Genomic DNA, 23,755 nt, shown 5'->3' with positions numbered 1-23,755 from the left:
CCCTCGCCCCTAGCCTCTCACCCCGTAGCTCTGTTATGCAATCGCGTCGATGATCGCGTTCAACGTCGCGCTGGGACGCATGGCCTTCGACGCCTTGATGTCATCGGGATGATAGTACCCCCCCGTATCGACCGGCTTGCCTTGAGCCGCGAGCAACTCGCCGGAAATCTTGGCTTCGTTGTCCGCCATCTCCTTGGCAATCCTGGCGAAGCGCGCCGCCAGGTTCTTGTCCTGCGTCTGCTGGGCCAAGGCTTGCGCCCAATACAGCGCCAGATAGAAATGGCTGCCGCGGTTGTCGATTTCCCCGACCTTGCGCGCCGGAGACTTATTGCTCTCCAGGAACTTCGCATTGGCCTGATCGAGCGTGTCCGCCAGAATTTTGGCCGCCTGGTTGTTCCCGACCTTGGCAAGGTGCTCCAAGGAGGCGGCCAGCGCGAGAAATTCACCGAGCGAATCCCACCGCAGATAGCCTTCTTCCTGGAACTGCTGCACATGCTTCGGCGCTGATCCGCCCGCACCGGTCTCGAAGAGGCCGCCGCCGTTCAGCAGGGGCACGATCGAGAGCATCTTGGCGCTGGTCCCGATTTCGAGAATCGGGAACAGGTCGGTCAGGTAGTCACGCAACACGTTGCCCGTCACAGAGATCGTATCCTTGCCTTCCTTAATCCGCTCCAATGAGAGGCGCGTCGCATCGGCCGGGGTCATGATCCGGATGTCGAGCCCCTTGGTGTCATGATCCTTCAAGTAGGTTTCGACCTTCGCGATCAATTGGGCATCGTGCGCTCTGGTCTTGTCCAGCCAGAAAATCGCCGGGGCACCGGTCGCCTTGGCGCGATTCACCGCGAGCTTGACCCAGTCGCGAATCGGGGCATCCTTCACCTGGCACATGCGCCAGATGTCGCCTTCTTCGACCTGGTGCTCGAGAAGCGTCTTTCCTGAGGCATCGACCACGCGGATCGTCCCGTTTCCGGGCGCCTTGAAGGTCTTGTCGTGCGAACCATATTCTTCAGCCGCCTGCGCCATGAGCCCGACGTTGGGCACGCTGCCCATCGTCTTCGGATCGAGCGCGCCGTGTTTCTTGCAGAAGTCGATGACTTCTCGATAGACCGGCGCGTAACTGGAGTCAGGGATCACGCACTTGGTGTCCTGCAGCTTGCCTTCCGGATTCCACATCTTGCCCGAATCCCGAATGACCGGCGGCATGGAGGCATCAATGATGATATCGCTGGGCACATGGAGGTTGGTGATGCCCTTGTCAGAATTCACCATCGCCATCGGCGGCCGCTTCTGATAGACGGCCTGGATGTCGGCTTCGATCGCCTTGCGCTGATCGTCCGGCAAGGCCTTGATCTTCGCATAGAGGTCGCCGATGCCGTTGTCTGGATCCACGCCCAGCTTCTTGAGCGTCTCCCCGTGCTTCTCGAACACATCCTTATAGAACACCGTCACGGCATGACCGAAGATCTTGGGGTCCGAGACCTTCATCATGGTGGCTTTCATATGGAGCGAAAACAAGACGCCCTGCTTCTTGGCATCCTCGATCTGCTCCTCAAGGAACTTGCGCAGGGCCTTCGCGCTCATGTAGGTGGCATCGATCACTTCCCCTGCCTGCAACGCCACTTTCGGCTTGAGGACGGTCGTCTTGCCGTCCTGGCCGACGAACTCGATCCTTGCGTCGGTCGCCGCGGCGAGCGTCATCGACTTTTCGTTGGATCGGAAATCCCCGCTCGTCATGTGGGCGACGTGCGTCTTGGAGTCCGAACTCCAAGCTCCCATCTTATGAGGATGCTTTCTCGTATGAGCCTTCACGGAGAGCGGCGCGCGGCGGTCGGAGTTACCTTCGCGCAGCACCGGATTGACGGCGCTGCCCTTGACCCGGTCGTAGCGGGCCTTGATGTCCTTTTCCTTGTCGTCCTTCGGATTTTCCGGATACTCCGGCAGTTTGTAGCCCTGGCTCTGCAATTCCTTGATGGCCGCCTGCAGCTGTGGCAGGGAGGCGCTGATATTGGGCAACTTGATGATATTTGCTTCCGGCTTTTTGGCCAGTTCGCCCAATTCGGACAGCGCGTCCGGCTGCCTCTGCTCCGGCGTCAGGTATTCCGGAAACACCGCGAGAATGCGGCCGGCCAGCGATATATCCCGCAGTTCCACCGTGACACCCGCCGCCTTGGAGAAGGCGTTGATGATCGGCAAGAACGAATAGGTCGCAAACATCGGCGCTTCATCCGTCTTGGTGTAGATAATCTTGTTCGCGTTCGTGCTCATGGTTCTCCCTCTTGTATCGACTTGTTAGTTCAGCGCGTTCAACGCCGAACCAGCCTTGAACCACGCGATCTGCTGTTCGGTGATGCTGTGGTTCGCCTGGATGGTGAGCGCGTTCCCATCCGCCTTGTGTATCGTCACCTGCACCGGCTTGCCGGGAGCCAGACTGTTCAGCCCCGTCACACTGATGCGGTCCTGCTGCTCGATCTTCTCGTAATCCCTCGGATCCGCGAAGGTCAACGCCAAGATCCCCTGCTTCTTCAAATTGGTCTCGTGAATGCGGGCAAAGCTCTTCGTGATTACGACGCGCACGTTCAGGAAGCGGGGCGACATCGCCGCATGCTCGCGGCTGCTGCCCTCGCCGTAGTTCTCGTCGCCGACCACGACCGAGCCGATCCCCTGGGCCTTGTAAGCCCGGGCAATCTGCGCAATGGTCAGATTCGACTCGCCGGTAAGCACATTGGTGCCCTTGCCCGGTTCTGATGAGAACGCATTGTTCGCGCCCAGGAACATGTTGTCGCTAATCTTGTCGAGGTGACCGCGGAACTTGAGCCAGGGACCGGCCGGCGAAATGTGGTCGGTCGTGGTCTTGCCCTTGGTCTTGATCAAGAGCGGCAGCTTCTCGAAATCCTTGCCGTCCCAGCGCGGGAACGGCTGCAAGAGCTGCAACCGCTCGCTGGTCGGCGGAATATCGACGGTGAGCCCCTCGCCGTTCTCGGCCGGCGCGACAAACCCTTCTTCGCCCTTGGCAAACCCCTTCGCGGGGAGTTCTTCGCCCTGCGGCGGCTCCAGCTTGAATTCCTTTCCGTCCGCGCCCTTGAGGGTGCCGTTGACCGGATCGAACCCCAGATCGCCCGAGAGCGCATAGGCCGTCACGACTTCCGGGCTGGCGAGGAACGACAGGGTTTCGTTGATGCCGTCATTGCGGCCCGGGAAATTGCGATTGAAGGAGCTGACGATCGAATCCGCCTTGCCCTTCACCCCGTCCGCACGCTTCCACTGACCGATGCAGGGGCCGCAGGAGTTTGACAGGACCGTGCCGCCCATTTTCTCAAAGGTCTCCAGGAATCCATCGCGCTTCATCGTGTGATAGATCCGCTCGGAGCCCGGCGAGACCAGGAACGAGGCCTTCGCCTTCAAGCCGGCCTTCATGCCCTGCTTCGCAATGTGAGCCGACCGGCTGATGTCTTCATACGAGGAATTCGTACAGCTGCCGATGAGCGCCGCCTTCACCTCGATCGGATAACCCTTTTCCTTCGCTTCGGCGGCCATCTTGGAGATGGGCCGGGCGAGATCCGGCGTGTGAGGGCCTACCACATGAGGCTCCAGCTTCGACAGGTCCACCTCGACGATCTGATCGTAGTACTTCTCCGGCGACTGATAGACCTCGGGATCCGCCACCAGCAGCTCTTTATTGGAGATCGCCAGATTGGCAAGATCCGCACGATCGGTGATGTTCAGATAGGCCACCATCTTCTGATCGAAGGGGAATACTGAGGTCGTGGCGCCGAGCTCTGCGCCCATGTTGCAAATGGTGCCCTTGCCGGTCGCACTGATGGTTTCTGCTCCTGGGCCGAAGTATTCGACGATCTTGTTGGTTCCGCCCTTCACCGTGAGCAGACCGCAGAGATAAAGAATCACGTCTTTAGGGGACGCCCAGCCGTTCAACTTGCCGGTCAAGCGGATGCCGATCAGCTTCGGATGGAGCACTTCCCAGAGCAGCCCGGCCATGACTTCGCCGGCATCAGCGCCGCCGACACCGATTGCCAGCATGCCCAATCCGCCGCCGTTCGGCGTGTGCGAGTCGGTGCCGATGATCAGACCGCCGGGAAACGCGTAATTTTCCAACACGACTTGGTGGATGATGCCGGCGCCCGGCTTCCAGAAGCCAATGCCGTACTTCTTCGCAGCCGAGGCGAGGAAGTTGTAGACTTCCTTATTCTCGTCCATCGCGCGCAGCAGGTCCTTCTCGGAACCCATTTCGGCACGGATCAGGTGATCGCAGTGGATCGTGCTGGGCACGGCCGCTTTCTTCTTATTGGCCTGCATGAACTGCAGCATGGCCATCTGCGCTGTCGCGTCCTGCATCGCCACGCGATCCGGACGCAGGGCCAGCATCGCCTTGCCCCGCTCCCAGGTCTGCGCATCGAAATTGTCGGCGTGCGAAACCAGCACTTTTTCCGCCAGTGTCAGGCCGCGGCCGAATTTCTTTCTGGCCTTGGTAAACACATCCGGCATCTTCTTGTAGAGATTTTTCGCGAGATCCATCGACATGTCTTCTCTCCTTACTCTCAGACTAGAGGCACGAGGCTAGGGGCTAGAGGGAAGAACCTCTCGCCGCGCGCCTCTCGCCACTTGCCTACTGTAATGGCGGCACTTCCCGCGACTATTTCAGCGGCGGGACCTCCCGCCGTTTAGGGGCGGCATAGTTGACCAGGTAATCGAACAGCCGGATCAAGCGGCTTTCCTGACGCTTCTGATCGACCCAATGGCCGATCAATCCGATCGTGCGCGAGAGGATGAAGAAGCCGTTCAAGCTATCGACCGGGAATCCGATATCGACGAGCACGGCGGCCATCGTTCCGTCCACGTTGAGGATCAGGTTATCCTTCTTCGCCGCCGTGACCTGCTCCACCTGTAATGCGAAGTCGAGGCACGGGGTCTTGATATTCAAGCTCTTCACATAGCCGACCAGCTCCTTCACGCGCTTGTCCGGATTCCGCAAGCTCTTCACACGATGGCCGATCCCGGGCACCGGGCCATGGTTCTTCTTCATGTAGGTCAGGAATTCGTCCACCGACATCTTGTTGTCCACGGCATACTTGAAGAACCGGCCGGCGTCGGTGACGGCACCGCCGAAGCGAGGTCCGATCATGATCATGCCGGCAGCGACGGACTGCGAGAGACCGATTCCGGCACAGGCCGCGAGAATCGTTGCGTAGGCGCCGCTGACACAAGGGCCGTGATCGGCGGAGAGCATCATGATGCGCTTGATGATTTCAGCTTCCTGCTTCGAGATCAGCCGTTTGTCCCACAAGAGTCCGATGACATGGGGGATTTCGTAGCCCTTGTTGATCAGCTCGGAAGCGGGATACCCGTCGTAGCAGGGCTCGTCGCCGCGGTCATCGCTGATCGTGGTGCGGATCAGCGGAGCCACCATCACTTCATCGGCCTTCATCGCTTCTTCGACGGTCTTCGGCAGCTTCGGCAAGGAAGCCGGCTCGACCGGGGCTTTCACTTGCCCGGACTTGAGCAACTCTTCATACGTTTCCTTGATGGCAGGACCGAGGGCGCCGAACGTCGCCGGGACCAGCGCGCCAGCCTTCTTCAACGCATCCGACTTGGAACGGGCCGAACCCTCGCCCTTCATCCCTTCCTTGGCGCCGGCATGACCGAACTTCATACCCTTCGGGAGACTTTCCTGACAGAAGCCGGACACCACGGCAATCAGCTTCACCCGGCGCTTCTTGGCCCCGTACCACTCGGCTGCACGCTCTTCGAGATCGCCGCCCATTTCACCGACAATGACCACGGCCTTCGTCTGCGGATCGTTCTCGAACATTTCGAGATAGCTGACGTAGTCGGTGCCGGGATAGGCGTCGCCGCCGATGCCGATCGCGGTCGTGATGCCGTCCGCAAACTGCGAACAGATCCAGATGATTTCGTTGGAGAGGCCGCCCGACTTGGTGATGACGCCGAACGATCCTTCGCGATAGAGCTTCGAGAGCACGAGATTGTCGAACGCGCCGCCGATCACGCCCAGGCGGCAGGCGCCCGCGGAGATGATGCCGATGGAGGAGGGACCGTTGAACACCTTGCCCAGCTTGCGCGCATGGGCGCCGAGCAGCTTGGCATCCTTTTCCGGCACGCCTTCGGTGATCATCGACACGACCTTAATGTGCGAATCGTCGAGCGCTTCCATGCCGCCCTTCATCGCGCGATCGGCGCCGATGTACACGAGGCTGGTATTGATCGTCGGATGATTCTTCGTGGCTTCGGCGATAGTCTTATAGACCGGAATGGCGATGAGGCCGCTGCCGTAGGGAATTTCGTTGGTCTTGCCGGCGTCGGGCGGATACACAAACGCCTCGACGTTCAGCGGGCGCTTGATCAAGTAGCAGAACTCGGCCATGCGGCGGGCGGCGTTGACACCGGCTTGACCACCCTGGATCACTACGCGGGTGTCTTTGTTTGCCAGAATACTCATCAGGATCTCCCTCTTTAAAATCCGTGAATGAGTGACGGGTGACAAGTGACGAGAAGGGTCGGGTGCCCCTGAAGTCCTGTCACGCGCAACGCGTCACTCGTTACGCATCATTTCGCTTGAAGCGCTTTGTCGACAATGTCGGTCAGCGGTGTGTTGCGGTCGAAGACGTTGATATCGAAGCCTTCGTCCTTGAGCGCGCGCATGGCGTCGAGCCCTTCCTTCTCACGCGGACCGCCGCGGCGCACCCAAATCTTGACGCCGTTCAGCTTCCCTTCCGACTTGGCCTTGCGGAACCCGTTGATGATGCCGCCGAAGGTCTTCTTCACGTCGGTGAAATTGGCGATGGCGCCGCCGACGATGATGTTCTTGATGCCGGGCAGCGAGCAGACTTTTTCGGTGAGCACTTCCACGGCCCAATCAGGCGGATCGCCTGAATATTCGGCATAGTTCGCAAGCTTGCCGCCGCGCGCCACGACCGCATCGGAATAATACACGCTGGCTCCGCCGCCCGCGGGCAACATCGCCGTATCGCCGCCGGGGATTTCGATAAACTTGACCGACCCTTTGATCTTGGAATCGACGGCCATCACTTCCATTTCGTTCTTGGAATAGGCCCGGCCGAACTCCGCGGCAAAGGCAAAATTCCAGTCCGGATGACGGAACTTCGCGTCGCCGTCGAGCAGAGTAACCGCGTCGAGGGCCACCAGTTCACCATCGCTCTCGCGAACGACGACCGGATTCACTTCCAGATACTGGGCATCTTCATTATCGAAGCACGCGAACATCTTGCCGGCAAAATCCGCCATCTTCTTGGCCAGCGGACCGGTAAACCCCGCTTCTTTCGAGAGCTTTTCGAGGGATTCCGCCGAGGGAGACTGCCCGACTTCGAGACAGAGACGCTTGACGCGCTCCCAGTTCGACTCAACTTCGATGCCGCCGCAGTTGGCGACCAGCACTTCACTGCCCTCACGGGTTGACTTCACCGCGCAATAATATTCTTCTTTGTGGGGAATCATTTCCGAGACGATCACCTGTGTGACCGTGATGCTGCCCACCTGCCGGCCGATCATTTCCTTCGTCGCGGCTTCGGCGGCTTTGAAATCCAGATCCACCTTGACGAGTCCAAGCTTAAAGCGGGACCCAAGGGCCTCATGCGCCTTAGCGACAAGCTTGGATTTCTTCAGCCACTCATTGGCTTGGCCGAGCTTGGTCAGTTCATCAACAGAAGTTACGACGACATAGTTGGGGACATTGATGCCCCACTTCTTCATGAGCCCCATCCCGGGGCCTTCGAGCACCTTGGCCATGACATCACTCCTTCAACGTAGCGCACACCAGCGATAAGGGAGCAGGATTCTAGCGAAATCAATCGGGTGACACAATACACCAGAGGAACTAACTCCCTGGGGCTCAAAAGACCTAGCGGCGTGGCCCGAGACGAGAGTGCATCACATAACTAGCTGAAACTTCAGAAGAAGGGCATGAGTCATCAACCCAGTTTAGGTCCCGTATGCGGCTCGCCTCCTCACAATACGCATAATAATTGAATCTCCGTGAGGGTGAATACCGCTCCTGGACAAAGGGCCTGTACGGTGGACAAGCCGGTGCCTTCCAAATCTCCTGGAAGCAAACGTGGCAGATCCCTCTCCGCAAAAGGGGAAACGGGTGCCCCGGCTCCCCCTTTCATCAATGGCTTAGACTTTTTCGAGAAACTTATTATGCACCCAGCCTTCAATGTCCCCGTTCTCGGCCAACTCCACTTTACTCCATCGGTCACGCTTTTCCAGAAGCACCACCGCAGTGCCTTTCTTCAGCGGTTCAGCAACCGCCGGGAATTCCACGCCGGGCCCGCTTCGGATATTCAGCGACGATGCCGTCACTTCATAGTGCTCTTCCTCCTCTTCGGAGCGGCCCAGCACCATGGCGCGGACATGTTCCAGAGGAAAGGCCGGCCCTGGATCCCTCTTCCGGTCAGGAGCGATATCTTCATGTCCCACCACGTCCTTGAGACCGTAATGCCGGACCAGGAGCTGAGCCAGTTCCAAGGCCCGCTGGATCTGCACTTCCGTGTAGGCCTGCCACCAGCGAGGCTCCTCGTCGAGCCGGTGCTTGGCGTAGATGACTTGGTCCTCCGCATACAGCGTCCCGAACCAGGCCTGATACTGATCACCCACTTTCTTGAGCGGCCCCGCATTGTCCATCTCGATGCCGATGGAATAGCTATTCAGCCCGCTCAATCCTTCCCAATTGCTGACACCCGCGTGCCAGGTCTTGACGTTAAATGGCGCAAGCTGGCAAATCGAGCCATCCCGAGCCAGGATGAGATGCGCTGACGCCTTCGCCTCCGGGTTCGTCAGCCAATCAATCGAACTCTGAGCACTTTTCCCGGCTGTATAGTGAAAAACGAGATAGCGTGGAGCAAGATCGCCTCCTTTGTTCGGAGTTTCGACAAATGACACGTCATCTCCCACCAGCCGATCGTTTTCGATCGAAAGGCCCGGCCTTGGGGCCACCGCGGCAGCGCGCATCGTGGCTGTAGACAACGCTGTCTTTTTCTTTCTCGGAGCACTGCGCTTTCTTGAAGATCCTGTCCGCGCCATTATCGAATCCCTCCGCTCCCGACAATCGATCTCGTTTTTTCGTCAGGCTGATAAGTCAATGACCGAACCCCATCAGCCGCGTTTCTTTGCCTGCTGATTCGCATAGCGTTGATAGCGAATCCCGCGCCGCGCGCCTTTCATCTGAGACTTAATTTTCAACCGTCTCGCCGCCATGGCATCACCTGGCGCCGTAAAGGTTTCATGGTCTCCCTTTTGAGGATCGAAGAATCCAACATACCCACCGGGGTTTACCCCAAACGACCTCAAAGTTTTCCCTTTATAGGCGCGCCCGAGAAAATCGTTCCGCCCGCCTTTTTCCTCTCCGCCCGTGAAGTATAAGGGAAGCAGAAAATTCGAGACCTTGACTCCATCGATCTCGTAGGTTTCCGCTTGCACCGCATCGCACATTTCATACCAATGAAAGACCGTCCGTTTGGGATCCGCGGGATGGGGCCCTTGCACCAGGAGATTGACCTCCGAATCCCCCACAAGCTCCAGCGCCTCATGCGACAAGGTGACGGTCCAGTCTTCTTTCATTTGTTTTGCAAGTTCAGTAAAGACGAAACCGTAGGGAATCCCGGCATTCGTCATATCGTGATAGCCGAGCGCGTCTTCGACATCTACCGAATCCCAGAGATACAACACCGCATCGCCCCGCATGTCTGCAATCTTCTGCTTCGACGGCTTCTTCTCGCTACGCCCTTCGAGCCGCAGTTCCGCTCCAATATTCCAATACGGCTCGTAATCCTCTCTGATCTGGCGATTGATCGCCCGAATAGCTCCTTGCAACTCCTCATCTGAAATCTTGCCGTTGGTGTGATTGATTATGGAAATAAGCATCGATCTTCCTCCTTCTCCCCAAGGCACACCCCAGGGACCACAACATGGCTTTGCGGCCAGTCACAGGCCCTCACAGTTTTCGCACTTTGATCGAGTACTTTCCGGTCCCGCTCTGACGACTATAATGACGGACCTGCACGAAATACTCCCCGGCAATCAAATCACCTGCAATGCTGGCATTGGTATCGAGCCCGGAATCGTCATCTTCCGCAATCAATGCGGTCTCGCTGTTCGGCCCGAACAGCTTCATCACCACATCCGTCGGACCTAGGGTGTCAATGACATAGCGCCCGTCCGCCGCAGCCGTAAACCGATACAGGTCCTCTTCTCCCACTTTTCCGATCGATGCCTGCTTGCGGCGCTTGGCATTCACAAGCAGCTCAACGGCGTTCGTTGTCGTCCCCCCCGCCTTCGGATACATTTTGGCGCCGGCGACGAAGGCCTTGTCCATCGCAGACAACACCTCATTGGCTTTGGTGGCGATTCCGTTGAGTGTCCAGGACGCAGGAAAGAAATAGAGCATGATGGAGTCCGGATCAAAGGCAGTACCGTTTATTTGATTCGCGCTGTACTTTCGAAGGATATTGTGGCGCGCGGTTGCCTCATCCCAGAAATTCGGCGATTTCGCGGCCTCACGAATCACCACCGCTTCGTTCCACTGGATCCCGCCGGCCGGATTTTGGTGTTCATGAGCCAACCCGATCGCGTGGCCGAACTCATGCGCCGCCGTGCCGCCATCCAGAAATCCCAGATTCATCGTCGGTTGGTCCAACGGGATACTGCGGCAATCGGTACCGACGTAGGACCAGGCCCCGTCGTCATGATCGAACGCAATACGAATCTCGGCATTCAGGGCGTTATTGAAGTCAAATTTCAGGTTCGCCACCCGCGACCACCACTCGGCCTGTTGCCGCGCGACGGTCTGCTCAGTCGGAGTGCCTCCCACAAAACGCACTCTGAGCGTTGAGCCGTTCATCCAGGTTTTCCCAATCGGCGAAATAGCACGCCTTATGCCGTTTCGCACCGGCTTCGTCTGCTGCAGCCGCATGAGATCTCTGGGTAAAATCCGGTCGATACACACCTTGGGACGCTTTGCCATGATCATCTCTCCTTTCAAGACGGTCTTAAGTGGTACTGCCGTGAGCCGACAGGCCTTGCGATCGTTTATGGCGCCGGGCACGCAGGCGTGTTCGTCCCATGTCCGAACAAATCGGCCACAAAGCTCGCCAGGCATTCGGGATGCCGGAAATTATGCAACCGGCCGCTCACGCTGTGACTGGGATTGCCGAAACGCACATGCGCGCCCTCATGAATCAGCAGGAGGGCCTGCCGTTCCGGACCGGTGATACCCCAGAATGTCGGGCACAGGAAAATCACGCGCACTCCTTCACAGGCAGAGGCGGCTCGCCCCCGGCAATGTGTATCACAATCGGCAAACGTCGTCGCCCCCGTAATGCACCGGTACCGCACCGGCCCGGCATACAAGTCCGCGATCGACTGCAAGCGGTCAGACAATCGCTCCAGTTCCTTTGACAGGGCTTCGTTGAGGGTGGGATGCACGCGGCCGGTAAACCGGTTCTGAAATCCACCCCGCACCGCAGGCGGCAGACCGAATCGCGCGGCAAAGGACTGTCCGACCGGATGCGTGGTCACGTCGATGTCCATCGTCGCAGCGGCGGACCCCACCGCCGCCAGAATCGCCGCCGCTTGCGCGAGCCCGACCGCCCGCTCCTCAAGGGTTGTCAGCGTGGCTGTTGGATCGGCGGGCGCGCTGCTTACACCCCCGCGGCAGTTCGTGCTCGCAACCGTGCGTTGAACCTGCGCCCCTCCACCGGTACCGGTGCCGGACTGTTGCATTACATGCGTCAGCTCATGCGCCAGCAGTCGCTGTCCATCAGGAGTCCCTGGGGCATAGCGCCCGGCATCGAACACGACGTGAGACCCGACTGTGTACGCCAGCGCGTTCACATCTCGCGCCGATTGTTGGGCCACTCCATCCGTATGCACGCGGACATGACTAAGATCCTGCCCAAACCGTGGTTCAAAGAACGCGCGCACCGATGCCGCCAACGGCTGCCCCGGCGAACCAATGGCTGAATCGACTGAGACAGGTGCCTCGCCACCCGTAGCACCGCCTGCCTTCCGCGACACCGGCATCGCCTTCTCTTCGTCGCAGGCTGGGCAAGGTGGTCCCCCCGCCGCACAGGCCGTACATTGCCGCTGCATCACGGGCCCCGGCATCCGCATGATCCGCTCTGCCACCCGGTCGGCCTCCTGCTCATAAGCATCGCCTGGTTCACTGATGGCCAGTTTGGGTTGGAGAAAAAGCGGAAGGCCAGCGGCGGTTGCGCTCGATGCAGATCCTTTTGAAAAGGCAGCAAGTGACGACGTGATCGTCTGCTTTCGCCGACCCTCTGGTACGTGCCTGCCCGTTGAGGCAACTGCCATCATCATTTTCATCGCCTGCACTTAGGATCCTCCGAAACCGGCACGACATACAAACTCTCGATCCCGTTGTTTGCCTCGGAATCGTTGAGATGCCGGCCTCACGGTTGGCGGATGATGTGGCCGGCGTAGCGCGGATCGTCGGGGAAGATCGGATCCTCCACGTCTGGGAATCCGCGCGTCAGGAACTGGCCTCCGTGGCCACTCATGGCCGGAGAGAACTTCTTCTGAAAGTCTCCGGCAAATATTTTGCTCAAGTCTGCCGCACTCCGACCTTTGAAATCATACCCCTGCTTTTCCAACCAGGACCCAACGCTCGCAGCACGCTGAGTGTGATCGACGTGGAGCTTAAACTGGTTGGTCGGCGTCTTCATGCCGAACGCGTTGCCTTGCTGCAGGTCCGCCTGGAGATCCGCAAGCGAGCGTGTCGCCGATGCCACGCGCTTGCGCATCGCGGCCGATACCACCCATACCATGTCGGTCGGCTTCAAGACAGGCGGCTTCGACCAGTGGTCATTGTAGCTCCAGATCTTGGGCCACAAGTATTTGTTGCCGAGGACGCGCTCACAGAAGTCTTCGAGGTTCGTGCTCTGGCCGGCCGGCAGCTGGTGCCCGACGAGCCAAACCACGTCTCCCGCATGAATGGCATCGGGCTTAAGCTCCGGATTCAGGTCCGTGAGTTCCTGCACTGTCTGCGAAAGACCGTAGCGCGAGCGCAGATCGCTCAGCTTCGTATCCGATACCACCCGTATCATCTCGCCGTTACGCGTTCGATGGGCATCGTCGAACGCCGCAGCCATTCCCGAGGTCGGATCGTCCCACGTATCTTGTAGCCGTTTTTGATCGGCCGGCACAGACAAGTTGTAACTCTCGAAGCCCAGTTTGAAGAACGCCTGGAACAGGTCCGGCGCAGAGATCGACGGCAGATTGCCGGCGGGACCGAAGAAGGACCGAACGCTGTTCAGAAACTTCTTGTCCGAACCGGCGTTGCAGCCGCGGATCTCGATATGTGTGTTCGCATCGATATGGGTGCGAACCCTGGCCAGCCGGGGCACAAAGGTTCCTTTGCCTGCACCTTCAGTGATGGCGGCACCCAGCTCAGGTTTGAGGGTAGCGGGCTGCTTGTTAGGATCGAGGAGATCGCTGCCGATGGTGTCGGCCTGGGTCTGGTTGAAACTCCAATCGATTCCGCCGGCCCGCAGCACCCCTGGCGCAGCGGCAATGAGGTCGGTGATAGCCTGCTTCACCGCCGCCTGTTGTGCCGGCGCGGCGGCATCCTCAACGACGGCGCGGTACTCCCGGATGCGTTGACTGTTCCAAAGGTCGAGAACCGCCTTGTTCTTGAGGACCAGCTTCGAACCATCATCGAGAGTGGCGCTCGACACCAGGTCGGCATCCAGAATGGCCCGAAGCAGGATGCCGAGCGGCGTGGCGTCTCCGGGGTTGGTCGCGGGGACGCCGATCCGCGTGAGCAATGCGCCAGTGGTGGCGTCCGCGCGCAAGAGGCCCATCTCCCTCGCAAAGGCAGCATTGCTCACCACTTTGTTCTTGGTGAGGAGGGGGCGGAAGCTCTGGGCCGTGGTCATGCCCATTTCCTCCTGCGACACCTCCTCGGTGGAGATCGCCGATGTCAGCCCCACCTGCAAATGCCCGGGGCCAGCGTGAGTCACAATGCGGAATGTATCAATGTGATTCTTGGCTTTCTCCAAGTCTTTGAGAACCTCATCCACCGTGGAAATGCGTTTGACATTGGGGTATCCCCAGCCTCGGTAATAGACCTCGGCATTGTCGAGAAAGATCTTCAGTGGCGGATCCGTGAGCGTCGAGATGTACGTGCCGTATTCGACGCGCTGTAGGCGCCGAGTGCCAGTCCGGGCACTGCCGGCACGGACCTGTGCACTGCGCCCGGAGATCACCGACAGCGCTGCGGCGTCGGCCTCCCGTTCCAGCACGTCGCCCGATGGACCGACGCTGAGGGGCTGAAGTCGATCCCCCTCGGGCCCTTGCTGCACCGTGTGCGCAAGCTCGTGCGCCCAAAGGGCTCTGCCAGCAGCTTGGCCGATGTTCGGGACGCCACGACCGAAGACAACGTGAGAGCCGACCGTATAGGCCAGGGCATTCACGGCCCGGGCCGACTGCTGAGCCTCTCCATCGGCATGCACACGGACATGGCCGAACTCCCGCCCGAAACGCGGCTCAAAAAAGGCACAGGCGTCCGAACCCAGCGGCTGCCCCGGTGAGCGAATGACGGAGTGGACCGACGCGGGCGCATCGCCCAGCCTGTCACCCTGCGCCTTTCGTGACACCATCCCCGGCTGCTCTTTCTCACGTACCGGACAGGATCGGCCGCCGGCAGCACAGGCCGAAGATTTCTGCTGCACTGCGGGCTCCGGCCTCCGCATCACGTGATCGGCCACCCGATCAGCTTCAACTTCGGCCGGATCCTTCGGTTGGCTGATCGCCAGCTTGGCTTGAAGAAAGAGCGGAAGCCGGCCGGCCCTCTGCGCAAGAGATAGCGCAGTACCATTCCCCGTCCGTGGAGGCGGCACGACAGTTCCGCCGCGCTGACACCCGCAGGCTCTCTCACGGGATTCAAATCCAAGGCTCATTGCAACCCCCTTCACTCATAATCCGACGAGTTGCTCAACACCTGCTGCCATTCGACCGGCACCTGCCGCCCCAGCTCGCGATATTCGGCGGGAAGCCCCACCACGAGATCGGCAAAGCCGATCGAACGGCCGGCCTGCTGGGCCACAACATTTTAAATGGGGGGACGGCACTTCTCATTGGCCAGCTATTTTTGTCAACATGTGGATTCGGACTTAAAGGTCGCTATCTCTGACAACGGGTAATACCTGCCAAGCGATCTGGAATAGGATCAGGAATATTTCACTTTCACTTTTGTGAGACCAACCACGCTGTGATAGTTCAACTGTTGCATGTTCGTCTCATCGGTCCAATCAACATGAACGCAGCCATGAGAACTTAAATCTACCGGGCCTGAATGCAGCGCTTGGCCGCCGTAGAAAAACACCGCAAAATTCATATTGCCTTGTTTGTCCTTTGAATATCTCCGGCCCTTTCCTTTTGTAGCGGCAGGTTCATATTCATCTGAATACTTGCTACTCATATAACCGATCCCCTCAATTCGCTTAACCGTAAACGTTCCGCTTTTCGTTTTCCCCCCACCTACCGGCCCACCGGAAAGATTCAGACCAATATCAGGCAACTTCGCGGCATTGTTGTAGTATTGTGCCACCCCTGATCCGACCCAATATTCTTCACCGTCAGAGTCCGTTGATTTTGCAGCAAACGTAACCGTTATTAATTCTATCCAGGGTTTAGTTTCTTTATCCTTTTTTAGGGTAAAAGAATCCTCTACTAAGCCGACAGTGTCAGCTGCCCCAAAGTTAAATGTTTGGGGGGATTTAGGATCCCTGTAGGGCAGGATGATCGTGCTCTGCTGAGATACATGCGCCAACTCATGAGCCAGTAACAGGCGACCTTCCGACGAGCCTGGGTTATAGCGCCCTGCACCAAACACGACATGAGAGCCCACCGTATAAGCCAAGGCATTGACGTCCCGCGCCGACCGTTGCGCCTCTTCGTCCGTATGGACTCGAACATGGCTCAAATCCTGCCCGAAGCGCGGCTCAAAGAATGTCCGGATGGCAGGAGCCAGCGGCTGTCCCGGTGAACGAATGACTGACTGAACTGATCCCGGGGCATCACCCCCTGCCACACCGTCCGGCTTCCGCGACAATGAGATCCGTTCTTCTCCGCAGGCTTGGCATGGCGGCCCACCCGCCGAACAGGCCGCGCATTGCCGCTGCACGGTCGGCTCCGGCATGCGCAGGATCTGGTCCGCGACCCGGTCGGCTTCCTGCTCGTACGGATCACCCGGTTGGCTGATAGCGAGCTTGGGCTGGAGAAATAGCGGGAGACCGGCGGAGGCACCAAGTCCCTGTCCGGCATCCAGTGTAGACACAGCGATCGACTGAGTCTCCAACCGGCCTCGCCTCTTCTCTTCGGGCTTTGTGGCTAACGCGGCAGGCATGTCTTGCGTCCTACACCGACCTCATCAACTCCACCGGCACCTGCCGCCCCAGCTTGCGATATTCGGCGATGAGGCCCACCGCGAGATCGGCAAAGCCGATGGAACGGCCGGCATCCTGTGCCACGACCGCGGCCGTCAGCACCACATTGCGGATATGCCCGCCGGCCAAGTCGACCGTCGCGGCCAGTCGATTCAGCTCACAGGCCGTCAACCGATGCTCCGGCCCCAAGTGCGCCACCCAGAGTTCCCGCCGCTCCTCAGGGCCCGGCGCAGGAAATTCGATGATCACGTCGAGCCGCCGGGAGAACGCCCCGTCGAAACGACTGCGGCTATTGCTCGTGAGCAGGACGATCCCGTCGTAGGACTCGATCCGTTGCAACACATAATTCGTCTGCGCGTTGGCAAAACGGTCGTTGGAATCTTTGATCTCAGTGCGCTTGCCGAAGAGTGAATCGGCCTCGTCAAAGAGCAACACCACGTCCGATCGCTCGGCCTGGGCAAAGAGTTGGGCGAGATTCTTCTCGGTCTCGCCGATATATTTGCTGGTCACCGACGCCAGATCGACACGGTACAACGGCAGGCCCAGCCTGGTCGCCAGCCACCCGGCGGCCAGGGTCTTCCCCGTGCCGGACGGACCGACAAAGAGCGCCCGCACGCCGGGACGATACCGCGTCGTCACCGCCACGCCGAGTGGCGACGCCAGCCCCTCCCGCAGGCGACAGCGAACAGCCAGCACATCAAGCTCACGCCGCAGGGAAGCCGGCACCACCAGGGCGTCGTCAGGAATCGCGTCGCACAACGCTTCCGCCAGGGTATCCAATCCCGTCCCGACTCCGGTCACCGAGACGGACACCACGTCGGCCACATCCGGATCGGTGCGCCCCTGCAACGAAGCCCGGCGGCGAGCCAGCGCGCCCAGGATCTGGATCCGCGCACTGCTATGGCGATGGGACTGCGCCAGGGCTCCGGCCGAGTCGCCATCTCCGATCACCTGATGCCACAAGCCTTGACGCTCCTGTGCCGTTGGAACAGGCACCGTCCAACAAGGCACGGCGCGTCCGGCGCGCTCGACCGAACCTTCCGATCCTGTGACCGCCAACACCGGGCCCGCATAACCCGGAATGTCCGGCAATCCCTTCCGCTCGCCCGGAGCCACTTCCATCACGAAAACCGGGAGCAATCCACGGAGCAGCAACCACGGCCCCAGGCCTGAAAGCTTATCCGTTTCAACGAACACAGGCCGGCAATGCACGGCCTCAGCGATGGCCGCCGCCGCCGATTTCGCTTCAGCCAGGAATCCGCTCCGGATCAGGAGACTCTGATGCGCCGCCGCCGTCACGCTCCGGGCATACCGCGTCGCCGAGTCAAGAACGGACGGAGGCAGCGCCACCTCCGATTCGGCGCCGACACCGATCGTCGCCCCGGGCCACAGGCCGTCATACCCGCGCAACGCCAACCCGATTGCCTGAGGAACGGATACCGCGCGTTCCGGCAGGGGCCCGTCATCGCCATTCAACACAAGAAGACCGCTCCGGATCGCCGCTCCGGTCAACAGGACATCGAGAACACGTCGTCCCGGCTCAACCACATCCGCGCACGCAGCCGCCAGCAACCCCAGGGTCGGACGGGCGCCGCCGACGGGAGCTTGCAGAAAAGCCAGGGCGCGGCCCACCATCAGCTCTTCATCGACCGCCGCGGCCAGGACAATTGCCATCACCTCCACTGCGGTACAGGACAAGACCGCCGCAAGCTGCACCAGGGCGCGATCCTCGCGTGCCGGCTCCTGCAGCGCTGTCAGCACCGCTTCCACCCACCGGGTCTTCTCGGATGGGACCTGTTTGAGCGCCTCCGCCAGGTACAGCCATTCCGGGCTTTCACGATTCAGGGCCGGATTGGTCTCGGCCGGCGCCGCGGCTGCCGACAACGCCAACACACGCAAGGTCGGCATCGGCAAGGAATCGGCGCGCGGCTCCTGCTCGTCGTGCGCCGCAGGGCCGGGAGAGAACCCCTTGGCCATACTCGCTTCCTCAACGCCCAGCGATTCCACCGGTCCCATGCGGTCTCCTTTCGGCGTCATAGGAAAAACGGATCACCTGTCCCAGCCAAGACACCCATCCCGGATCGATATCGAGGCCCGCTCGACGGATGCGGAGATCTATATCGCTCAACGGCATCCGGACCTCGACATGGGTCCTGCTCAATGACACCCATCCTGGACGATGAACAACACTGTGCAGCCCCAGCCGGGCCTCGATCCGGCACCAGCGCCGCAGAGCCTTTCGCCATTGGCCTATAAGGGCATCAACCTCATCGCCCGCAATTCCCTCACGCTCATGATCGACAGGTTCGGAAACAACCTCCGCTTCATCCGACAGCCACAGGCACACAGGATCGTCCGGGGGAATCGCCAGCCGCTCCGCGAGCGACCGTAGGAGACGCCGCGGCATCTGGGCATCGATCCATTCCGGATGGTCCTGAATGGCGCGGCCGAATCCTGCTCGCACCAGCAACGGGATCAGGAACCAGAATCCCGCGTGAGGCGTGTAGACCGGCACGCCCTCCAGCTGACGGGACGCTTCCGGAACCGCCGGCTCATCCGCATGACCGGCTTCTCCTGTTTCAGCGGATACTGACTGCAGAAACGGGTCATCTGGAGATGGCGCCGGGAGAGGGCCGTGAATCGAACCGGCTATCGTCCGGAGCAGGGCCCGTGCTTCGCTAAGCACCTCCGAGTACCTTGCGCCCTCAGGACGCCAGCTCTGCACAGCCACCGCAACGAGCCACAGGGATCTGGGATCCGACGCCCCCCATCGTGCGATCCACGGGATAAGCGCAGATTGCCAGACGCGCGGGAGCGGCACGGCACGGATCGCAGCATGGGCACCCGAAACGGAACCCGACGCCCAATCCGCGCCTCCCCACCCGCATCGTTGCAGCAACATCGGCCCGTCCTGCTCTTGCACCGCTTGCAGGATCACATCCAGGCTGCGCGATGCGACGAGACGCTGAAAGCCCTGGACGAACGATCGCAAACCGGTGTCCAGATTGATCAGATACCCGAGGAGCACACGTCCGGTTTGTACAGACGTCCCACCAGGCCGCCAACCCGGCACCGCTGAACGCCAAAACCAGGCTCGCCCGCCATCACTGGAATGGCCCTGCGCTAGCCGCTGAATCAATGAAACCACGGCATCGAGCCGATCATAAAAGAACACGGCCTGCGCGTCCGCCGCGCGAGAATCAGCGCCATGGACGGCATGGAGTGCAAGCTCCGCGACTCGTTGTTCAAGTTGACGCGCGACCGACGCCGCGCTTTTCTCCGGACGAAGCACGCCCAACGAGAGAGATCGAATCAGCAAGACCCGCTCACGGTCTGTTCCCGGAAGCGAAGCCGTTCGCAGGGCGTCTTCCAGCAGCAGTGCCCCGCGGCGGATCAACGGCTCGGAGCTTCCCCTGAGCCGGGCGGTTCTGATGCGACGTGCGGCATCAACGGGCATGCCAACCTCACCGGGCGCGAACGAACGCCGTTGCCGTCTGACTGAAATGCGCCACGGCCTGCGCCGACAGCGTCACCGCCGGGAGGGCCGTCTGGAGGACATGGGCGACGGCCTGCCGATCGCCGACATCTTCGACCAGCCCTTGCGCGACCACCTGCGTGCCGGCGTACAGAGACACCTGCATGCCGACTCGAACCGCGCCCGGGCTGATGACCAGCGGCACACGGCTTCCGGGCTTCACGGTGGTCGGCTGTTTGACGTGCCCCGCGATAATCTGATTGACTGGGGCATGGCTGGCCAGCAGGAGACACATCCGGATGAGATCGTGCATCAGCCCGACCGCCTCCGTGTTTCTTGCATCGACCCGCCCATAGAGCCAATCCACCAGCGTTTGCATCGACCGGCGCGCTAGGGGTTCCACCTCGCCCCACCGGGGCAAGGTCGACAGGTTGCGCAGATTCGCCGGCGCATCGAACTGACTGAGCCGTTCTGCCCATTCCAGCCGCAGGACGGGGCGCACCGCGCCGAACTGCGCATAGAGGCAGGCCCCCACGTTCGTCATATCGGCCAGTTCCCGCGACGCCTGCGTCGTCACATCGGCCTGCCCGTGGCGCCCTTCCAACAGATCGCCCAACGAGAGCAATTCCCGCGCATGACTCAGGGTCTGAGTCCAACTGGCGCTCGCCAGCGCACCGGCGTCGAAGCGAACGAGATCCAGGCGCCGTTCCGCCACCACCGCGCGCTGCGCCGCATAGACCCCGCTGACGCTTTGCCCCAGCCGGTCGACGGCGCCAGACGACACCGCGAACGACAGGCCATCCTCGACGGCGGTGCGGGCCTGCGCGTTCGTCTTCGCTTCCACGATGGTACGCTGCAGCAGATCCACGCGATCCAGCTTTTCCAGCAACCCCGGGAAGCGCGGGAACCACTTGACCGGCGCCTGCCGGAACAGGGCCACCATCGCGCGCAATTCCTGCGGCATGTCCTCATGACCGGCCAGGCAAGCCGGCACGGGAGACTCCGCCAGTCCGGGATCCAGCGAACGCACCGGCACGTCGGTCAGCGCGGCCGTCTGGCGGGGCCGCACAAACGCATAGAAGGGCACCTGTTCGCGGAGTATCCGTTCACGCCGGTCGTTGATGGCCTGCACTCGGGCCGCTTCTTCCGCCAGCAAGGCACGGGCGACACCCACATCATGCCGTGCCTCGGCCAGTTCCTGGCCCACCACGCCCAGCCGCTGGTCGACCTGTGCCGCCATCCTCCGCAAGGTTGTCAGCGCCGCTTGGCACTGGGCGATCGCCTGGCGGTAGCCGGCGATCCTGCCTTCGATGATCCGCAGCGTCGCCACGCCATGATCCACGGCACGAACGCCCGCCGAGAAAAAGGCGCCTTCATCGCCGTCCGTCGGATCGGGATCGTGCACCCCTTGCAGAATCTGCCCGGCCAGATTGCCGTCGCGAATCTCTTTGACCGTCTTCTCGACCGGCATCCGTACGCCGTCTCGCGTCTCCAGGAACCCGGGAATCCGGACGTCGTCGAGATTCAGATCGATTTGCGTCAAGCTCGACACTACGTCGAATTTTGCCGCGACGCTGAAATTCTTGGCCTCGGGAGCCGGGGGTTCCTTCAGCCGTTCGGCGACGGACACGGTCCGGAAATCGAGCGGCTTGCCGACGATCGGCGCCTGCTCCAACACGTCCTGCACATTCGCGGTTTTTTCGACGAGACCTTGCCGCAAGACCGTCCCGCCGGACTCCGCCTTGAGGATCTCCGCGAGCGACGGTGTTGCCGCCAGTTCAAGGGTTCCCGCAATCCCTGCAACAGTGGCGATTTGCGGGCCGCGATCCAGCGTGCTGTCCGCCACCGTCGAGAGACCTGCGCTGAGGGACACCCCCGACAAGCCAGACGAAAGCCCGGCCCCGCTGCGGATCGCGCTCGACGCCTTCACCCCTTGTGGCGTCGGCCCCTCCGGCGCTGCCGTGCGGAACGCGGCGCCGGCCCTCGTGTCAATGGCGCGGGTTGGCACCGGCCCAGACCCGGGAACCGTGCCGCCGCTTGTTTTGAGGAAGTTTTCCAGGTCCTCGCGGGTCGCCAACGCGCTTTCCCCCTGCGCGATCGAAGCCAGCGCCGGCGACGTGACCAGCCGGCTGGCCGCGGCGCTCCCCAGCATCAACTGGCGCATGCGGTAGATATTGGTCTGGATCTGCAGGAATCCCAGGTCGACCGAATCATTGGCCCGGCGGATCTTGCCTTCCAGAAACTCGATGAACGGGGACAGCCCCCGCATCGGCAGTTCCGCCACCTCCGCGTCGCTCAACGGAGTCGAAGTGTCCAGCGCGGTTCGCAGGGCTTCAAAGGCCGTCACGGTATAGGCCGGTGCGCCGGTTGGCGTCCGGGTCCCCGTCGTCCCATATGTGGCCTCCGGCTGCGCCAAGGGCCCTTCAGTCCCCAGCAACGGATCGTCCGCGACCGCTTCCGTCTCCAGCGCCTCCGGGTCCGGAGTCGCGTAGGTGAGCGGAACGCCCCTGATCGCCTGATTGAAAGCGCTGGCGATGTCACGCAAATCGGTGCGCCGTCGCAACCACTTCCCGCGCACTTCGACAAACCGGTCGATCGTGTTTTGAAATTCCTGATCCACCTGCGCCACGCGCAGCAAATCCGGCTCGAAGGAGGATTGCGGAACAGGCACGAAAACCCGCACACGCTCGGGACGAGTCATATCCAGCGGCGCCAAGGGGGCGCAGGCCGTCATGAGCGCATCCAGTTGTTCGACCGGAATCGGCGCAAGATCGGCGGTAAAGCCCGGGGGGAAAAACCGGTTGGTCCAGGGCCTGGTACTTCCGGCCACAGCCCCAACGGTCAGCGCGTCTTTCGGCAGAAGTCCCGCCGGCGGCAGAAACCGGCAGGCCTGCGCGATCGCCGAGATCGGCACCGACTCCGCCTGCATTTCGGCCACTTGTTCGGCGAACTGCTGCAGGCGCGCCTGCCACACAAACGGCGTGCCGGCCTGCGCCAACAGTCCTTGCCGGAAGAGACGTTTGCCGCCCATCCGCACCACCGCGGCACTATCCAGAAAAGACACCGCTCCCCCTTGCCCGCCGACGAGCGCGATCGGCAACCCGACGGCGCTCCAAGGCGTTTCAGTCGAGGGATGGCGCTGTTCCCAGTCGAACAAGGTATGGGCCAGCCGGTTGCGCCATTGACCATCGAACGCCGGACGCGGCACCCATGAGTCCTCCCACAGGACGCAACAGAGCCGGCAGCCGTCCACGATTTGCCAATCCTCGAAGGCGAAGTTCTGCGGATCCTGCTCGCAGGGATCTGTCGGATCGGCATCGACCACCTGCTCGACGACGACCGGTTGAAGGACCAGCACGCCGGCGACCGGCTCGCCCGATGCCAACAGCTCGCCAAGCCTGCGTCCAACCGGCGCATCACCGCTGGCCAGGCCGGGCACGATGACAGGAATATCCTGGACAGGAATCCGCTGCGGCGTGGCCACCACGACATCCTCACCGGTTGAGGTCAGCCCGAATCCCGGCAAGAGCACGAGAATGTCGCCGCCCTGATTCCTCTCCAGGGCCACGTCCAGCCCCTGCACCGTCCCGCTTGAGAGCATGGCCCCGCTGGCCGCCAGATGACCGGCCCGGCCGGTTTGCTCGACGGTGAGAATGGTGTCGCTGAGACTGCGCCCCGTGTAGAGGTTGGCGCGCCTGTTCCACAGGGGATCGACTGTCCGATCGAGCGGCGGGCTGATCCCCAAAGCGGATTCGCCGGGGAACGGCCGCTGAATCGGACGGACAGGTTGTCGGCCTCTGAGCGATTCAGCCAGACGGTCAATCATACG

Annotated in this window: 14 protein-coding genes; all 14 read right to left on the bottom strand. The window is 61.1% G+C overall.

Annotation, left to right across the window (positions count from 1 at the left end; genetic code table 11):
* Positions 1 to 33: 33 nt before the first annotated feature.
* Entirely contained in the window at positions 34 to 2,265 is a 2,232-nt protein-coding gene (locus ACO9S2_RS10655) for an NADP-dependent isocitrate dehydrogenase (RefSeq protein ID WP_423722035.1), read from the bottom strand.
* 24 nt (positions 2,266 to 2,289) lie between these two features.
* Positions 2,290 to 4,536, bottom strand: coding sequence for an aconitate hydratase (locus ACO9S2_RS10650; RefSeq protein ID WP_423722034.1), 2,247 nt, complete (start codon positions 4,534 to 4,536; stop codon positions 2,290 to 2,292).
* Positions 4,537 to 4,648: 112 nt separating this feature from the next.
* A complete protein-coding gene (locus tag ACO9S2_RS10645) occupies positions 4,649 to 6,469 on the bottom strand; it encodes a citrate/2-methylcitrate synthase (protein WP_423722032.1) in 1,821 nt (606 codons plus the stop codon).
* Between the two features lie 107 nt (positions 6,470 to 6,576).
* Positions 6,577 to 7,776, bottom strand: a complete 1,200-nt coding sequence (locus ACO9S2_RS10640) for an ATP citrate lyase citrate-binding domain-containing protein (RefSeq protein ID WP_423722030.1) — start codon at positions 7,774 to 7,776, stop codon at positions 6,577 to 6,579.
* Between the two features lie 387 nt (positions 7,777 to 8,163).
* Positions 8,164 to 8,928: an N-acetylmuramoyl-L-alanine amidase gene (locus ACO9S2_RS10635; RefSeq protein WP_423722028.1), complete on the bottom strand. Its 765-nt coding sequence runs from the start codon at positions 8,926 to 8,928 to the stop codon at positions 8,164 to 8,166.
* A 213-nt stretch (positions 8,929 to 9,141) separates the two neighbouring features.
* Positions 9,142 to 9,909 carry a hypothetical protein gene (locus ACO9S2_RS10630; protein ID WP_423722026.1) on the bottom strand — a complete coding sequence of 256 codons (768 nt, stop codon included), beginning with the start codon at positions 9,907 to 9,909 and terminating at the stop codon, positions 9,142 to 9,144.
* 70 nt (positions 9,910 to 9,979) lie between these two features.
* Positions 9,980 to 11,008, bottom strand: coding sequence for a M12 family metallopeptidase (locus ACO9S2_RS10625; protein WP_423722024.1), 1,029 nt, complete (start codon positions 11,006 to 11,008; stop codon positions 9,980 to 9,982).
* A 65-nt stretch (positions 11,009 to 11,073) separates the two neighbouring features.
* Positions 11,074 to 12,171, bottom strand: a complete 1,098-nt coding sequence (locus ACO9S2_RS10620) for an eCIS core domain-containing protein (protein WP_423722022.1) — start codon at positions 12,169 to 12,171, stop codon at positions 11,074 to 11,076.
* A 284-nt stretch (positions 12,172 to 12,455) separates the two neighbouring features.
* Positions 12,456 to 14,963 carry a DUF4157 domain-containing protein gene (locus tag ACO9S2_RS10615; RefSeq protein WP_423722021.1) on the bottom strand — a complete coding sequence of 836 codons (2,508 nt, stop codon included), beginning with the start codon at positions 14,961 to 14,963 and terminating at the stop codon, positions 12,456 to 12,458.
* 11 nt (positions 14,964 to 14,974) lie between these two features.
* The gene (locus tag ACO9S2_RS10610; protein ID WP_423722018.1) at positions 14,975 to 15,109 is read right to left on the bottom strand and encodes a hypothetical protein; all 135 of its coding nucleotides are present in this window, start codon (positions 15,107 to 15,109) and stop codon (positions 14,975 to 14,977) included.
* Positions 15,110 to 15,232: 123 nt separating this feature from the next.
* Positions 15,233 to 16,411: an eCIS core domain-containing protein gene (locus ACO9S2_RS10605; RefSeq protein ID WP_423722017.1), complete on the bottom strand. Its 1,179-nt coding sequence runs from the start codon at positions 16,409 to 16,411 to the stop codon at positions 15,233 to 15,235.
* A 10-nt stretch (positions 16,412 to 16,421) separates the two neighbouring features.
* Positions 16,422 to 18,467, bottom strand: a complete 2,046-nt coding sequence (locus ACO9S2_RS10600) for an ATP-binding protein (protein ID WP_423722015.1) — start codon at positions 18,465 to 18,467, stop codon at positions 16,422 to 16,424.
* Positions 18,439 to 19,908 (bottom strand): hypothetical protein, encoded by a 1,470-nt coding sequence (locus tag ACO9S2_RS10595; protein WP_423722012.1) that lies wholly within the window; start codon positions 19,906 to 19,908, stop codon positions 18,439 to 18,441. The genes ACO9S2_RS10600 and ACO9S2_RS10595 overlap by 29 nt, the downstream gene beginning before the upstream one ends.
* Before the next feature lie 7 nt (positions 19,909 to 19,915).
* Positions 19,916 to 23,752 (bottom strand): hypothetical protein, encoded by a 3,837-nt coding sequence (locus tag ACO9S2_RS10590; protein WP_423722010.1) that lies wholly within the window; start codon positions 23,750 to 23,752, stop codon positions 19,916 to 19,918.
* Positions 23,753 to 23,755 lie beyond the last annotated feature (3 nt).

Source organism: Nitrospira sp. NS4, from assembly GCF_049546785.1.
Classification (GTDB): Bacteria; Nitrospirota; Nitrospiria; order Nitrospirales; family Nitrospiraceae; genus Nitrospira_D.
Note: the sequence above shows the minus strand (reverse complement) of the source record. Positions and strands in the feature narration are given on the sequence as shown.

Excerpts from the sequence above, each read along its gene's own strand:
- ACO9S2_RS10655 (WP_423722035.1), bottom strand. The coding sequence starts at position 2,265 with ATGAGCACGAACGCGAACAAGATTATCTACACCAAGACGGATGAAGCG.
- ACO9S2_RS10645 (WP_423722032.1), bottom strand. The coding sequence starts at position 6,469 with ATGAGTATTCTGGCAAACAAAGACACCCGCGTAGTGATCCAGGGTGGT.
- ACO9S2_RS10640 (WP_423722030.1), bottom strand. The coding sequence starts at position 7,776 with ATGGCCAAGGTGCTCGAAGGCCCCGGGATGGGGCTCATGAAGAAGTGG.
- ACO9S2_RS10595 (WP_423722012.1), bottom strand. The coding sequence starts at position 19,908 with ATGCCCGTTGATGCCGCACGTCGCATCAGAACCGCCCGGCTCAGGGGA.
- ACO9S2_RS10625 (WP_423722024.1), bottom strand. The coding sequence starts at position 11,008 with ATGGCAAAGCGTCCCAAGGTGTGTATCGACCGGATTTTACCCAGAGAT.
- ACO9S2_RS10630 (WP_423722026.1), bottom strand. The coding sequence starts at position 9,909 with ATGCTTATTTCCATAATCAATCACACCAACGGCAAGATTTCAGATGAG.
- ACO9S2_RS10605 (WP_423722017.1), bottom strand. The coding sequence starts at position 16,411 with ATGCCTGCCGCGTTAGCCACAAAGCCCGAAGAGAAGAGGCGAGGCCGG.
- ACO9S2_RS10615 (WP_423722021.1), bottom strand. The coding sequence starts at position 14,963 with ATGAGCCTTGGATTTGAATCCCGTGAGAGAGCCTGCGGGTGTCAGCGC.
- ACO9S2_RS10590 (WP_423722010.1), bottom strand. The coding sequence starts at position 23,752 with ATGATTGACCGTCTGGCTGAATCGCTCAGAGGCCGACAACCTGTCCGT.
- ACO9S2_RS10600 (WP_423722015.1), bottom strand. The coding sequence starts at position 18,467 with ATGGGACCGGTGGAATCGCTGGGCGTTGAGGAAGCGAGTATGGCCAAG.
- ACO9S2_RS10650 (WP_423722034.1), bottom strand. The coding sequence starts at position 4,536 with ATGTCGATGGATCTCGCGAAAAATCTCTACAAGAAGATGCCGGATGTG.